This window comes from uncultured Porphyromonas sp. (assembly GCF_938023125.1).
Taxonomy (GTDB): Bacteria; Bacteroidota; Bacteroidia; order Bacteroidales; family Porphyromonadaceae; genus Porphyromonas.
In genome coordinates, this window is the sequence record NZ_CALHDW010000003.1 from 46,159 (window position 1) to 61,929 (window position 15,771).

A 15,771-nucleotide genomic window follows, 5' to 3' on the forward strand; every position below is an offset into this window, starting at 1 on the left:
TTATTTCTTCTTTTTCTGTTGGAACATACGCAGCATGCGGTGGGTCACACCAAAACCACCTACCACGTTAATCGTTGCAAGGATAATGGCCAAAGCCCCTAGCACCTGCCCCCATAGCGGATCATGAACGAGCAGAGCAAGACCTGCAGCAGCCAGTGCCCCAATAATCGTAACTCCCGAGAGGGCATTCATCCCCGACATGAGGGGCGTATGCAAAAGGCTCGGGACATTTTTAATAAGAAAGTATCCGATAATCGTGGCTGCCACGAAGATCAGTACCAAAATAAGAGGATTCATAATATGTGATTGAGTCTAATGTGTAGATAGAGAATAGTTACCAAGCGGAGAAGCGAATGCAAACGAGGGGAAGGCTTATCCTTGTAATAAACCTTCCCCTCTATAGGGGCAATGCCCAATTATTTCTTTCGGGGAGATCTCAATTACTTCATCCCCATTGCTTCGCGTGTACCCTCATGTACAATTTCGCCATCGCGAGTAACAAGGATCTTTTGGCAGATCTCGTCGCTCATATCGAGGTTCATCTTGCCATCCTTTACGAGGTACTTCACGAGGTTGTACATATTCTGAGAGAACATCCATGTAGAGCTCTTCGGGAGCATACCGGGGATGTTCTTAATACCCTCAAGTACTACACCATGCTTTACTTCGCGGCGACCGGCGGGGGTGATTTCGCAGTTACCACCCTGGTCGATAGAGATATCTACGATAACGGATCCGGGCTTCATCCCCTTCACCATCTCCTCTGTAATGATTACCGGAGCAATCTTACCGGGAACGAGAGCACTACAGAAAACGATATCCATATCTTGGATGGTAGACTTCAAAAGCTCACGCTCCTTGAGAAGGACGTCTTCGGGGAGGTGCTTAGCGTACCCACCCTCGGCAATAGCAAGCTCTGGGGCAACACCCGTATCCACAAGCTTAGCACCAAGGCTGGTAGCTTGCTCTGCAGCAGCAGGACGGATATCGGCAGCATAGAGAACTGCGCCCAAACGCTTAGCCGTAGCAAGAGCCTGGAGACCAGCAACCCCTACCCCGATTACCATCACCTTCATGGGGTCGATCTTACCCACTGCGGTGAACATCTGAGGCATGAAGCTGGCGAGGTCGTTGGCCGCCATAAGGATACCTTTGTAACCTGCACAGGTACTCATTGAGGTAAGAGCATCGAGATTTTGTGCGCGAGAGATACGGGGCACGCCATCAAGAGTTAAGCCAATAACGCCCTGAGCTGCCATCTTGCGTACCATGTCATGGTTTACCGGAGAGGCCGGGTGAATAAAGGTGATGATATACTGCCCCTTGTGCATCATATCAATCTCATGAACCCCCAATTGCTCATTGAAAAGAGGCTCTTTTACCTTAATAATGATGTCGCTACGGTCGTAAATCTCCTTAGGACCATCAATAAGCTCGGCTCCTGCCTTTTTGTACTCTTCGTCGTGATAGAAAGCACCTTCGCCGGCACCTTTTTCAAAAAGCACGGTAAAACCATCTGCTACATACTTGGCAACGGCTTCGGGGCTGGCAGCTACGCGAGCCTCATCGTGCATAATCTCTCTGGGAACACCAATGATCATGATTATTTGTTTTTTAGAATGAAGTTAGTGATCGTTTTCCTAACGCAGCTTCCAACGAGCCCCATCCCCAACTGACATCCCCACTAAAACGAGGAAATATCAATAAGTAAAGTACCCAATACTACGCAGGAGCAAAGATACAATTTATTCCTATACAGGTAGTGCAAATATCCATAATATTTTAGCTATATACTCTCAAGAAGGCACTAATTAATGGAGCCTTCTCGGCTATGGATGCTACTAAGCCCCTTTTTCTCCACAGCAATCGGCTCTACTCAAAGGGGGTACGAAAGGGACTTGTTTGTATCCTAAAAAGAATTGTATCTTTGTGGCTAGTTATAATTATAAAAATTAAAAAGAAACACACTCACAACACCGAACTATCTCCGTCTTCCGCTAGAGACTTGTCCGAGTATTGGATCGTAGAATAAGGAGAATTACTTATGAAGAAGAAGATTACATCTAGAGGAGTACTTATCGCCACTCTTTTTATGGGGATCAGTATGAGCTTGAGTAGCTGTATAGGCGACTGGCTCTTTGGCCCAAAACTACACTACCCACACTTCCTCACAGCGTTTGTAGAACCCAATGATTTTCGTCTAGAGGCTATAGACTCTGATACAAAAGGAAGAGCAATACACCTGCTACATGAGGAAAAGTTTGTAGAAATCTGCAAGATAGAAATGCAAGGCAGTAGGGTAGAATACAACAGTTATGATAGGCAAAACTCTAAAATTGTACACTTTCTATCCTCTATAGGCGATACATGCTACTTTAAGCACACACAACAAGGCGGGCGTATCATAAGTAGGCACGTAGGTATCATAAGTGTTCCAAAAGAGATAAAGGTAACGTGTAATACGGCCTACGACAAAGATCATGAGAAAGGGGCTTCCCTTAATGATGTTGCAGCTCTATCATTCTTAGATAATCTGAGCTATATCAAACGTGGATATGACGATAGTTTTAAATTCTTAGCCATGCTAAAAATGACAGATCCAATGGATCTGAATCGGCTTTTAGCGTCTCATCCTTGGTGGATATTGTACATAAAAGAACCCCCTACAGCATGGATGGACAAGACGATAACTTTCACTGTCTCCATGACGCTATCCAATGGCAATACTATATCTAGGCAAGTGGATATAAAGTTTCCTCTTCACAGCAAGTAATTTTGCCTACACTTTCTAAAGAGGAGAGAAGCCTATCTCTAGCAAAGAGGGCTTCTCTCTTTTTATTTTCTCTGTATTTCTACTGGGGAGAGCGAATAAGAAGGAGATAAAAGAGGTCATACGCACAGCCCCATGAAGGTAAACAGGTAGTCTATACCAAGACCTAGATAAACGCAAAAACATCTGACTTAGGAGCTAAAATTGACGACAAACCGCGCTTGCCATACCATATTTATACGTATCTTTGTGGGCGCACATGGATACAGAGAGCGCAATGTATCCTTTATATATAGACAACTCTTCTGGGGGTGCTTTGGATAGTTACTCTCTCCCCTTATGGGGACAGAGAAACGAGAGCAAGGCTGAGATGATACCCTGAACCTGATCCGGATAATGCCGGCGTAGGCAAAGAAGCTTTCATCACACTGAGGGTGCTACACACACATCAAGCCCCTCGCTCGGCATATCCCTCCTCCCCCATTCTAGGGTTTTCTATGGCGTAAAGAAGTAATAAAGAAAGGAGAGAGTTATGCAAATCATACTCAACGGACATCCACACAATACCCCAGAGGGCACTACCCTCCTCGACCTTATGACTCAACTTGGGCATGCCGAGGGGCATGTTGCCGTGGCCATAGATCAGACAATAATCAAACGAGCAGCTTGGCCGGAGACTCCCCTACACGAGGGTAATAAGGTCCTTATTATAGGAGCAGTAAAGGGGGGATGATAAGCCGGAAGAGGAGCCGAAGACTCCGACTCTACCCTCAGTTCCATTCCTATTTATCCCCCATAATCATATAAGTAATAGAAACAATCAAACCTCATAAAGAGATAAAAATGAGAGCAAAAGACCAAACCGAAAACCTCCCCATCTCCACTGGGGCACTGCCCGGCAGTACCAAGATCTACGTACCCGGCAAGCAGTTCAAAGATATCCGTGTGGCCATGCGCCGCATAGACCTCTCGCCCACGATAGACGAGAAGGGCAACTCCATACAAAACGAGTCTGTAGTGGTATACGACACCTCGGGGCCCTACTCCGATCCCAACTATACGGCCGACCCCCACAAGGGCTTACCCAAGTTGCGTGCCAAATGGATTGAGGAGCGTCAGGATACCTGCCGATTGGAGGCTCTTTCGTCTGAGTATGGTCGTGAGCGCCGTGCCGACAAAAGCCTCGATCACCTCCGCTTCGAGCACATCGAAGACCACCCCCTCGTAGCGGCTCCGGGCAAGCGAGTAACCCAGCTCGCCTACGCTCGTAGAGGCATCATTACCCCCGAAATGGAGTACGTTGCCATCCGCGAAAATCAACTTTGCGACGAGATTAAGGAGTACTATAAGAAGGAGAAAGGAGAGTCTTTTGGCGCTCATCTTCCCGAACTTATTACGCCGGAGTTTGTACGAGATGAGATCGCTGCCGGGCGCGCCATACTCCCTGCGAATATCAATCACCCCGAGAGTGAGCCCATGATTATAGGGAGAAACTTCCTTGTTAAGATCAATGCCAATCTAGGGAATTCGCCTATATCCAGTTCGATACAAGAGGAGGTAGAAAAAGCCGTTTGGGCAACACGCTGGGGGGCTGATACCATCATGGACCTCTCCACAGGGCGCAACATCCACGAAACGCGCGAATGGATTGTACGTAACTCACCCGTACCCGTGGGCACCGTTCCCCTCTACCAAGCTCTTGAGAAGGTAAAAGGCGACGCCTCCAAGCTCTCCTGGGAGATCTACCGAGACACGCTCATAGAGCAAGCCGAGCAGGGAGTGGACTACTTTACCATCCATGCAGGGCTTCGCTGGCAGCATATCCCCCTCACCATGAAGCGCCTCACGGGTATTGTATCGCGCGGCGGTGCTATCATGGCAAGTTGGTGTACAACGCACAAGAGAGAGAGCTTCCTCTACGAGCATTTTGAGGATATTTGTGAGATACTCGCTCGCTACGATGTGGCAGTATCCATAGGTGACGGACTTCGCCCCGGCTGCATTGCAGACTCTAACGATGAGGCACAATTTGCAGAACTTCGCACCCTAGGCGAATTGGCTCGTATCGCAGATAAACACGACGTACAGGTGATTATCGAGGGCCCCGGACACGTACCCATGCAAAAGATTCGTGAGAATATGGATCTCCAGCTCGACCTATGCAACGAAGCTCCTTTCTATACACTCGGCCCCTTGGTTACAGACATCGCCCCGGGGTACGACCACATCACTTCTGCCATAGGGGCAGCCATGATCGGTTGGTTTGGTACCTCCATGCTCTGCTACGTAACACGCAAAGAGCACCTCGGGTTACCCAATAGAGACGACGTAAAAGAAGGCGTTATCACCTATAAGCTTGCAGCCCATGCAGCAGACCTTGCCAAGGGACATCCGGCAGCCTATTTCCGCGATTACGCCATGAGCAAGGCACGCTACGAATTCCGCTGGCGCGACCAATTCCATCTTGCACTCGACAGCGAAACGGCTCTCAAATTCCACGACGAGACACTCCCTGCCGAAGGACACAAGACGGCGCATTTCTGCTCCATGTGTGGTGAGCACTTCTGCTCTATGCGTGCCTCAAAGAACCTCCACGATCGTATAAAAGGGGAAGAAGAATAACCCTTCACAGCCTATGCTACTGGCTATAACCCCACCCAATGCCACTCCCAAGGTAGTGCAACACTACAATGCACTACTGGGGGCAGGCTTGTCTATGCTGCTCTTGCGCTTGCCCGATGCGCCCCAAGAGCAGTACGAAGATTGTATCCGAGCCATTGAGCCCCGCCACCGCAGTAAGGTCATCTTGGCGGACTACTTTCACTTGGTACCCGTGGCAGGTCTTGGGGGGATTCATCTCAAGGCCTCCCGACAAAAGGAGTGGAAGCATTGGCAAGAGGTAGCTCAAACCCAACGCATTACAGCGTCGGCGCATAGTTTGGACGAACTAGAGTCTCTCCCCTTCTGCCCCGACTTAGCTTTGCTCAGCCCCGTCTTCGATAGTATCTCCAAGGGCGGATACCACGCGAATATCAATTTAGATGAATGCCGATCTAGGCTCCCTAAGCTCCCCTTCCCGGTGCTTGCCTTGGGCGGAATCACTCCGGACAACTACCCCCTCATACGCTCCTATGGATTTGCAGGAGGGGCTACGCTGGGCTACCTCGCCGAGCAAGTGGATGCCATGGAAGAGGCTTTTTCTCGTTTCGCTCGCCCCGAAGTACTAACGATCGCAGGGCATGACCCCTCTTCGGGGGCAGGGCTTACGGCCGATGTTCGTACCATAGAACGCCTTGGGGCTTACCCTCTATCGGTTACGACCTGCCTTACCACTCAAGATGAATGTGAGTTCGTATCGTGCCAAAGTGTGGACTTTATCCCTGCACTCCGGCAGTTACTCAAGCGACACAAGCCCCATGCGGCCAAGATTGGTCTTGTGGCTTCGCTCCAAGATGTGTACACCATAGGCGCCCTGCTACAAGAGGCAGGAGTTCGGCAGATTGTATGGGACCCCATCTTGCAACCCAGCTATGGGAGAGATCCCCTACACGCCGATTGGACGCCCGATCTTCTCCACAAAATCTTCTCTTGCTGCTCCTTAATTACCCCCAACCTACCCGAAGCAGAACGGCTCTTTGGTGCCGATTGGGAGCACAAGTTGCAGCAAGTGGCAGATACTCATCATGTAGCTATTCTGCTTAAGGGAGGGCATTCGTCCGATACAGACGCCTCCTCCGATGTACTCTATCAACCCCACCGCGAAGCCCAATCGAGCCGAGTGCCACGCACTCCCTACGATAAGCACGGCACCGGTTGCGCCCTATCTGCGGCTATCGCCACGGCACTGGCTCAAGGAGAAACACTCTCCGAAGCTTGCCGCAAAGGGCAATGGTACGTAGATGCTTTGCGCCGCTCCGGCAAGATGCGTCTCGCAATTCTCCCTCCCTCCGGAGAGAGACTCAAAGCCGAGAAGCTGCGAAGAGGAAAGTTGCAATTCATTACCGATAGCTCCGATTTGGAGGAGATACTCAACCAATGCAGAGCCGCGTTGCAAGGGGGCGTACGCTGGATACAACTTCGTATGAAGACGGCATCAACCGAAGAGCGAGTTGTAGCCGCTCGAGCCATCCGCCAAGAGATGCAGCCTTATCCCTCGGCGATCTTGATTATAGACGATGATGTGGAGGCGGCTCTTCGCTCGGATGCCGATGGCGTGCACGTGGGGCTCGACGACCTCCCCCCTGCCGACGTCCGCCGCATCCTGGGAGTGGACAAAATCGTAGGGGCTACCTGCAATCGGATCGAAGACCTGGCTCTACGCTCCCTACAAGGGGTAGACTACGTGGGGATAGGCCCCTTCCGCACCACCCAAACGAAGAAACTCCTCAGTCCGCTGCTCGGCGAAGAAGGCATGGCCGCCCTCGTCCGTTTTAACAGAGGCCTACCCCAACCTATTCCCCTCATTGCCATTGGAGGGATTACTGCCGACGACTTCCCCACCCTAGCAGGCGTAGGGGTGCAAGGCATTGCCCTCTCCGGCATTATCAACCACGCTACAGACCCACAAGCCGAGAGTGCCCGACTTGTACAACTCAGCGATCAATATTTCTAAATCTCGTACTTTACCTATGGAACAATTAACCATTGCAGGGCAAACCTTTCAGTCTCGCTTATTTCTCGGAACGGGCAAGTTTGCCTCCAACGAACTCATGCAACGCGCCATCGAAGCCTCGGGGAGCGAACTTGTAACAGTAGCCCTCAAGCGTGTGGAAACCAACAGCGACCACGACGATCTGATAGAGGCAATTCGCCACCCCGGAGTGCATCTCATGCCCAATACCTCGGGCACGCACAATGCCGATGAGGCTATATTTGCAGCACGCCTAGCCTACGAAGCTCTCGGCGCTCGCATCATAAAAGTCGAGATCCACCCCGACCCAAAATATCTTCTCCCCGATCCTTTTGAGACGCTCAAAGCCACCGAAGTACTCGCCAAAGAGGGATTCTTTGTAATGCCCTATATACAAGCCGACCCCATTTTGTGCAAACGCCTGGAGGACGCAGGGGCTGCTGCCGTAATGCCTCTCGGGGCTCCTATCGGTACGAACAAAGGGCTTCTTACGAGAGACTTCCTACGCATTATCATAGAGCAAAGTAGAGTGCCGGTAGTAGTGGATGCCGGTATCGGAGCGCCTTCGCACGCGGCAGAAGCCATGGAGATGGGAGCCGATGCGGTACTTGTCAATACCGCTATTGCGGCAGCAGGGGACCCCGTTGCCATGGCACAAGCCTTCCGCGAAGCCGTAGTGGCAGGTAGGCGAGCTTACGAAGCAGGGTTGCCGGCAGTGGCTCACAGTGCTTCGGCCACTTCGCCCGTCGATAGCTACTTCAACCTATAAAAGACCCTATCTTTGAAAGGAAGAAAATGACCTACTACGACGAATTAATCAAACATAATTGGGACGAAGAAGAGGCCTCTATCTTTGCCAAAACAGAGGCTGATGTGCTGAGGGCACTAGGCAAAGATCGTTGCAATCTAGAGGACTTCAAAGCTCTCATTTCCCCGGCTGCAGAGCCCTATCTCCGGCAGATGGCCATCAAGGCCGAGGAGCTTACCCTGCGCCGCTTTGGGCGTACCATTCAGATGTACGTGCCCCTATACGTCTCCAACTATTGTGCCAACTATTGTATCTACTGCGGCTTCAATTGCCACAACCAAATCAATAGAGTAAAGCTGAGCATCGACGATATCATGAAAGAGATCACTGTGCTAAAAGATTGGGGATTTAGGCACCTCCTTCTCGTCTCCGGAGAGGCTCCTAAGCTCACCGGTGTGGACTACTACGAAGAGGTTATCAAGGCGGTTCGTCCCCATTTTGCACAGGTATCTCTCGAGGTACAACCCCTCCACACAGAGGAGTATGCCCGCCTAGTAGCTGCAGGGATGAGCTATGTCTGTGTCTACCAAGAGACGTACAACGAGGCGGCCTACCCACAATTCCATCCCAAGGGACTCAAAGCCAACTTCCGCTACCGCCTAGAGACCCCGGATCGCTGCGGAGAAGCCGGCGTGCATAAGATTGGTATTGGAGCCTTACTGGGCCTGCAAAATTGGCGTACCGACTCCTTCTTTACGGCTCTTCACCTGCAGTATCTGGAGCGAACCCACTGGCGTACTCGCTACTCCATCTCGCTCCCCCGATTGCGCCCCCACGTAGGTTCCTTTATGCCTACAGACCCTATCAACGACCGCCAAATGGCTCAATTGATTTGTGCGTACCGCCTATTCGACCCCGAAGTGGACATATCTCTATCCACTAGAGAGAGCTCTGCCTTCCGCGATATGGCTATGCACATAGGGGCTACCACCATGAGTGCCGCCTCTAGTACAGAGCCGGGGGGGTATGCCACTCCGCATACGGAGCTGGAGCAATTCGCGATTAACGACGGCAGAAGTGTAGACGAAATGGCAGCAGCCATCCGCACTCAAGGATACGAACCCGTATGGAAAGACTGGGACGAATGGATGTAGTACTCGACCCAAAAGTGCGCTATTCACGGCAGAGTTTGCTCCCCGAGATTGGTCTCGAGGGGCAGGCTCGGCTCGCCTCTCGGCGCGCGTTGGTCGTAGGAGCCGGAGGGTTGGGGGCACCCATTCTCTACTATTTGGCTGCCGCCGGTGTGGGGCATATCGGTATTGTGGAGGGCGACATAGTAACCCTAAGCAACCTACAGCGGCAGATCTTGTACTCAGAGGCCGACCTTAACCTACCCAAAGCCGAATGCGCCCGTAACCGCCTCTTAGCCCTCAATAGCGACTGCTCGGTTGAGATCTATCCCTACTATTTTACCGAAGAGAATGCACAATCCATTGCAGAAGGGTACCATATTATCATCGATGGATGCGACAATAACCATACCCGTGAGCTTATGGATCGCACAGCCCGGCAACTAGGTATCCCCTATCTCTACGGTGCGGTCTCGCACTTTGTAGGACAATGCTCGCTTTTCCACTACCAGGGAGCCGGAGCCTACCGCGATATATTCAGCACGATTGATACCGAAGCCGATACCGAGGTTATACCCGTACTCGGAGCCATGCCGGGCATTATCGGCTCCACCATGGCTCTAGAGGCCATAAAGACCCTCCTCGGGATGGGGACTTCTCTCGCCGGTAAACTACTCCGCATCGATGCCCTCCACCTAGAGACTCAACTCTTTGAGATACAATAAACGAGATGGAATGGCTCTACCGCCTCCTCTCCCCTCTTTCTCTCTAATACCCTTCCCCTTTTTCCTCCCCCCTTAAAAGCTCTATACCCGACAGGTAAAAACGAAAAAGATTCTGCCCAGAATCGGAGTGGCTACTAGGCTGTGAAACAAAAATTTTCTGCCCTACATTCTCGCGAGTGTAGGGCAATACTTTTTTCATTTCCACCCTGAATTTGGGACAAATAAAAGGCATTTACTCTCTCAGAAGCGAGCGAAATAATATGACAATATTTGCTCAATCAAATATTATTTTATACTATTGCAAAAGAAAGCAGTACGGGATGTACTGCGTAGTAAAAGAAAGACATTTGACTAGAGTATGTGCGAAAGATCTACAATTAACGTTCTAAACAGGGTTCGTTTTTCCTGGATATGTATTTTATGTCTCAGTTTAGTCCCCTGGGGATCATGGGCACAAAGTAAGTCATGTAGGGTAACAGGGGTAGTTGTAGATAGCCTCACCAATAGTCCTATACCCTACGCAACTGTGGAGTATCAGCCTAAAGATAACACCCAGCACTCCGGAGGAGCTATTACACTAGATGATGGGACGTTTATATTACAGGTACCCTCGGAGGGTCTTGTCCGATTCACAATTCACTCTTTGGGTTACAAAACCCAATCATGTGAACGAGCAATTGAGAGTCCCCAAAGCCAACTCGATACCATCCGACTAGCCCCCGATGAGGCACTCCTCGGAGAGGTTACAGTAGTGGCTCGCCGGAAGTTAATTCAACTCTCGCCCGTAGGCTTGACCTATGATATGAAAAACGATGCCTTAGCACAGACCGACAACCTCCTATTTGCCCTCCGCAACGTTCCATTGGTAAGTGTGGACGGAGAAGGCAACATTCGCATCAAAGGCTCGTCTAACTTTTCTGTCTATATTAATGGTACGCCCTCTCGTGTTGCCTCAATGAGCCCCACGGAGGTGCTGCGAGGTATCCCTGCCAATACGATTAAACGAGTAGAGGTAATTACCCAAGTAGATGCCCGTTACGATTCATCAGCAGGAGATGCAATCCTCAACATCATTACCAACCACAAAAGCCTTGATGGCTATAGTGGCTCCCTCTCGCTAGGAGGTTCTACAATACCCACGATAGAGGGAGCTACCTCTCTCACACTTACTAAGGGGAAACTGAGTGTCGCTCTTGCTTACGACTACAATTATACCCGACATACCAATCAACCTGTAGAAATTTATAGACGCACATTTAAAGATACACAGACCCTCAGCGAACTGAAATCCTCACAAAAAGGGAGCGATGATAAAGGGATTTTCCAATACCATACAGGGCGCATCATGGGAGAATATACCCTCGATAGTCTCAACATGCTCTACGCCGATGGGCATTTTATTGTCTCATCAATCAATAGCCAAGATGTGTCTCAGCAGACCTTTTCTCCCCTTGGAGCACCGACCCGTTATGCAACCTTAGACAGAAGGGCGAGCATACTAGAAGGCTCTGTTGAGGGGAATCTCATTTATCGTAAACTCTACGCTGATGATAAAACGCCTCGTTTTTCCATTGGTTATCGCTACGCATACAATCCCGATCAGCGATATAACGATATAACTGAGCGGCAGTATCATGATGGATTTACCTCTTGGGAGAAGTCTCCTTTCGACGAAACTCGTCGCAAAGAACTCTCCCGAGGTGGCTTGAATGAGCATGCCTTACAAAGTGATTATCAGTTCCGTTGGGGAGGTGCTCATGCCATACAAATCGGGGCGAAAGAGATAATCCGTTTAGGTAGCTCCCATCCCGAGTACTATACATGGGACTACGGAAAGAAAGATTGGCAACCTATAGATAATCCTCTTTATCAGTTGGGAGATATGAACCAGTTGCAGAGTGTAGCATCAGTTTACGCCAACTATTCATGGAATAAGGGTCTCTTCGGGATGAGCTTGGGCTTGCGAGGAGAATTTATGTACGACAAGATCTCCTTTTCTCAAGACGAGAAGCGAAACTTTCAGACGCAAGCCTTGCATCTAATACCAACACTCAATCTCTCCTACAATCTGACAGATCGACAACAGTTGTCATTTTTCTATAAGATGAATCCCATCCGCCCCTCTATTTGGAGTCTGAATCCATATAAAAGTCAATCCGGTCCTTACGATCTCTCTTTTGGCAATCCCGATTTGGAGTCGGAGCGTCAGCATAATTTGAATCTGTCGTACACTCTATTTTCCAATAACTATTACCTTAGTCTGAGCGCAGGATACAACCAGACGAACAATGCAATTATGCCCATAAGCTACCGGGATAAAGCAAATCCCGACATCCTGTGCAGTACCTATGCCAATGCGGGGATACACCGGAAGCCCAGTGTTAGTGTTTGGATGAATTGGCGTCCTATCACACCCCTCTCCCTCTTGTTTTACGGAGATTTTGGGTATCATCTGTTTGATTATGCCCCTCAGGGGATACAGCAACGGAGCTGGGAAAATAAACTCATGGTCAGTGCAGACATCTCACTTTCCAAAGCATGGTTCTTGGGGGCATCGTGGTATTACAATGGCAATCCACCACAACTACGTACGACCTATTCGTACAGCCATTGGTACAGCTTCTACGTGAAGAAGAGTTTTTGGGATAATAAGTTAGATGTAACATTTACGGTAAAACATCCCTTCTCACAATACCATCGCTTTGAGACGAAGATGTGGGGAGACGGCTTTGAGCATCGTCAGGTTAATCACATCCAGTCTCGCTCCATCGGGCTTAAGGTTTCGTACAACTTTAATTCGGGAAAGAGTCGTAAAGTAACCCGAGATCAAAGTCTCTCAACAACCGACCTTGATACACAAACCGGCGTTAGGTAGGGCGGTAACGTTGAGGACGATGAAAAGCCCCTCAAGTAGCCTTCTGCCCCACAAAAGATAGGGTCTCAAAGCAGGATCCCAGCATGCCTATATCTTGAATATGCCTACGTTCTAACCCTTTGAGATGGGTATAATCGTACTGCACACTTATAACCAGAGGGGGAGAACGTGGCATAGATTGTGGGCTCTGGACATTCGACCACTGCTCCGTACGGGCCAAGGGAGAGAAGAGAAGCAATGACGAGAGTGGGGGTAGCATGGGGAGGTGATGGTGCAACCTCAGTTCATCGGCTGCGCCATCACCTCCCCCAGTGGACTCTATTGGAAACAAATCGAAGTCAACTACAAGCCCGTTTTTCTGCTCTTTGGCGCAAATGGCAAAGCCGTAGCCAAATGGGTAACCATCAGCCGTACGAATGCAAATCCCGACTTGCCCGTGCGGAAATAACCCCACAAACCATCCACTCCTCACTATCCCCCTAGGCATAACGAGCCCACGAAATTCGACCATACCACCTACTCCTCCCGCTGCGAGCCTCTCGGGCCTAAGGGAGAGGATAGGTGTGCATATTCCCCGACCCGCCCTTCGCCACCTGTCCGCATAAAGCGAAAAATAGCAACAATAAGAACATAAAAACAGCTATCTTCGACCAACATAGCCTATCTTTGTAGGGAATTGTAATAACGTCTATAACAAGACTCGATATGAAAAGACTAGTTATGCTCCGCCACGGCGAGAGTGTTTGGAACAAAGAAAATCGCTTTACAGGATGGACCAATGTAGACCTCTCCGAAAAGGGGATAGAGGAGGCACATAAAGCCGGGCAACTGCTACGTGCCGAGGGGTTCCACTTTGCCAAAGCCTACACCTCATACCTCAAGCGTGCCATCAAAACGCTAAACGTGGTCCTAGACGAAATGGATCTTGATTGGATCCCCGTAGAAAAGACCTGGATCCTCAACGAAAAGCACTATGGTGCCTTGCAGGGACTGAACAAAGCCGAAATGGCAGAAAAGTATGGCGATGAGCAAGTACACATCTGGCGCAGAAGCTACGACGTCCCCCCTTTGGCTCTAGACCGAGACGACAAGCGCGCTCCTCTTGCCGACCCTCGCTATGCCGCAGTAGATCCCAAACTGTTGCCCCTTACCGAGTCGCTCAAAGACACCGTAGAGCGCATCACTCCGTTTTGGAAAAATGTAATCCTACCCGACCTCGCCAAGAACAATGAGATTATCATTGCAGCTCATGGTAATAGCCTCCGAGGGATTATCAAGGTGCTAAAGAAAATATCCGATGAAGATATTCCAGCCCTCAATCTCCCCACAGCCGTACCCTACCTCTTTGAGTTTGACGACAATATGAACCTCGTAAGCGATCGTTTCTTGGGAGACCCCGACGAAATACGCGCTCTACAAGAGGCCGTTGCTAACCAAGGGAAAAAGAAATAAGACTATGCCTACACACGACCTAATCATCCTAGGGGGAGGCCCTGCCGGCTATACAGCTGCAGAACGTGCCGCCCGTGGAGGACTCAATACGCTATTAATAGAAAAACGTGCCCTTGGGGGCGTTTGTCTGAACGAAGGGTGCATACCCACCAAGACGCTGCTCTACTCCGCCAAGATTTGGCACCTCACTGAGGATGCCAAGAAGTATGGCATCGAGGCTTCGGCCGACCAGTTTTTGATGGACAAAGTAAATGCTCGCAAAAACAAAGTCGTACGCAAGCTCGTTGCCGGCATTAAGGGTAAGATGACTAATGCCGGAGTAACCGTAGTCACGGGCGAAGGGGAGATATTACCCCCCACCACGCCCGAAGAATACAGTGTAAAGGTAGGAGAAGAAACCTATACAGCTCCTCGTCTCCTCCTCGCCTCGGGTAGTGAGACTTTCGTTCCCCCCATTCCCGGGTTGGATACCGTGGAATACTGGACCAGCCGTGAGGCTCTTGAGAGCAAAGAACTCCCCAAAAGTATCGCCATCATTGGCGGAGGCGTTATCGGGATGGAGTTTGCCGCTTTCTACAATCGTGTGGGTGTAGAGGTACATGTTATTGAGATGCTCCCCGAGATCTTGGGCGGTATGGATAGCGAAATGGGCGCCTTGCTACGTGCCGAATACACCAAGCTAGGCGTAAAATTCTACCTCCAGCACAAAGTCACCTCCGTAGCTCCCGAAGGGGTAACAGTAGAGTTTGAAGGCAATAGTTTTGTAATCCCAACAGAACGCATCCTACTAAGCGTGGGCCGCCGCCCTGTAACTGAAAAGCTCTCTCCCCTCGGTCTTGAGATGGAGGGACGAGGAGTAAAAGTAGATGCCACGATGCGCACTTCGCTCCCCGGCGTTTATGCCGCAGGCGACATCACGGGCTACTCACTCTTGGCCCACACAGCAATACGCGAAGCTGAAGTAGCCATCGATAATATGCTAGGCAAAGATGCCCAAATGAGCTACCGAGCCATCCCCGGAATTATCTACACACAACCCGAAGTTGCGGGGGTGGGTATGACCGAAGATCAGCTCAAAAAAGAGGGTATCAGCTACCGTAAGCACCAATTGCCCATGGCCTTTGCCGGGCGATTTGTGGCTGAGAACGAGATGGCCAATGGCGTCTGCAAGATCCTTATCGGAGAGGATGACTCCCTACTCGGGGCGCACATGCTAGGCAATCCTGCCAGTGAACTCATCGTTGTGATAGCCGTTGCCATAGAAAGAGGCATCAAGGCACACGAGCTCGCCTCTGTAGTGTTCCCCCACCCAACAGTTGGGGAGATTATCAAAGAAACTATCGAGAGTAGCCCCGTAGCCTAGGCCTCTGCTTGCAACCAAGTTTGTAAGAACTATTTGTAAGGCATCCCCCTAACGATCCTATCCCTTGCCCCCTAGTTG

General features: G+C 50.2%; 13 protein-coding genes and 1 riboswitch. Of the genes, 11 read left to right on the plus strand and 2 right to left on the minus strand.

The features are described from left to right. A complete protein-coding gene (locus tag Q0090_RS00975; protein ID WP_276775383.1) occupies positions 1–297 on the minus strand; it encodes an NAD(P) transhydrogenase subunit alpha in 297 nt (98 codons plus the stop codon). 143 nt (positions 298–440) lie between these two features. Then, positions 441–1,601 carry an NAD(P) transhydrogenase subunit alpha gene (locus Q0090_RS00980; RefSeq protein WP_297946596.1) on the minus strand — a complete coding sequence of 387 codons (1,161 nt, stop codon included), beginning with the start codon at positions 1,599–1,601 and terminating at the stop codon, positions 441–443. 443 nt (positions 1,602–2,044) lie between these two features. On the opposite strand from Q0090_RS00980, the gene Q0090_RS00985 reads away from it, so the two are divergent. From Q0090_RS00985 to lpdA, 11 genes are all read left to right on the plus strand, one after another. Beyond that, positions 2,045–2,773: a hypothetical protein gene (locus tag Q0090_RS00985; protein ID WP_297946598.1), complete on the plus strand. Its 729-nt coding sequence runs from the start codon at positions 2,045–2,047 to the stop codon at positions 2,771–2,773. A gap of 294 nt (positions 2,774–3,067) precedes the next feature. Beyond that, positions 3,068–3,199: riboswitch (TPP riboswitch) on the plus strand. Positions 3,200–3,302: 103 nt separating this feature from the next. Beyond that, entirely contained in the window at positions 3,303–3,503 is a 201-nt protein-coding gene (thiS, locus tag Q0090_RS00990) for a sulfur carrier protein ThiS (RefSeq protein WP_297946600.1), read from the plus strand. 110 nt (positions 3,504–3,613) lie between these two features. Further along, positions 3,614–5,392: a phosphomethylpyrimidine synthase ThiC gene (gene thiC, locus Q0090_RS00995; protein WP_297946601.1), complete on the plus strand. Its 1,779-nt coding sequence runs from the start codon at positions 3,614–3,616 to the stop codon at positions 5,390–5,392. A gap of 13 nt (positions 5,393–5,405) precedes the next feature. Beyond that, positions 5,406–7,382: a thiamine phosphate synthase gene (thiE, locus tag Q0090_RS01000; protein WP_297946603.1), complete on the plus strand. Its 1,977-nt coding sequence runs from the start codon at positions 5,406–5,408 to the stop codon at positions 7,380–7,382. Positions 7,383–7,398: 16 nt separating this feature from the next. Beyond that, a complete protein-coding gene (locus Q0090_RS01005) occupies positions 7,399–8,169 on the plus strand; it encodes a thiazole synthase (RefSeq protein ID WP_297946605.1) in 771 nt (256 codons plus the stop codon). A gap of 26 nt (positions 8,170–8,195) precedes the next feature. Next, positions 8,196–9,302 carry a 2-iminoacetate synthase ThiH gene (gene thiH, locus Q0090_RS01010; RefSeq protein WP_297946607.1) on the plus strand — a complete coding sequence of 369 codons (1,107 nt, stop codon included), beginning with the start codon at positions 8,196–8,198 and terminating at the stop codon, positions 9,300–9,302. Further along, positions 9,275–10,003: a HesA/MoeB/ThiF family protein gene (locus tag Q0090_RS01015; RefSeq protein ID WP_297946609.1), complete on the plus strand. Its 729-nt coding sequence runs from the start codon at positions 9,275–9,277 to the stop codon at positions 10,001–10,003. Before thiH ends, Q0090_RS01015 begins: the two co-directional genes overlap by 28 nt. Positions 10,004–10,361: 358 nt before the next feature. After that, the gene (locus Q0090_RS01020; RefSeq protein ID WP_297946611.1) at positions 10,362–12,878 is read left to right on the plus strand and encodes an outer membrane beta-barrel family protein; all 2,517 of its coding nucleotides are present in this window, start codon (positions 10,362–10,364) and stop codon (positions 12,876–12,878) included. A gap of 268 nt (positions 12,879–13,146) precedes the next feature. Next, positions 13,147–13,326: a hypothetical protein gene (locus Q0090_RS01025; protein WP_297946613.1), complete on the plus strand. Its 180-nt coding sequence runs from the start codon at positions 13,147–13,149 to the stop codon at positions 13,324–13,326. A 257-nt stretch (positions 13,327–13,583) separates the two neighbouring features. Further along, positions 13,584–14,330: a 2,3-diphosphoglycerate-dependent phosphoglycerate mutase gene (gene gpmA, locus Q0090_RS01030; RefSeq protein WP_297946615.1), complete on the plus strand. Its 747-nt coding sequence runs from the start codon at positions 13,584–13,586 to the stop codon at positions 14,328–14,330. A gap of 4 nt (positions 14,331–14,334) precedes the next feature. Beyond that, positions 14,335–15,693: a dihydrolipoyl dehydrogenase gene (lpdA, locus tag Q0090_RS01035; protein ID WP_297946617.1), complete on the plus strand. Its 1,359-nt coding sequence runs from the start codon at positions 14,335–14,337 to the stop codon at positions 15,691–15,693. Positions 15,694–15,771: the final 78 nt, after the last annotated feature.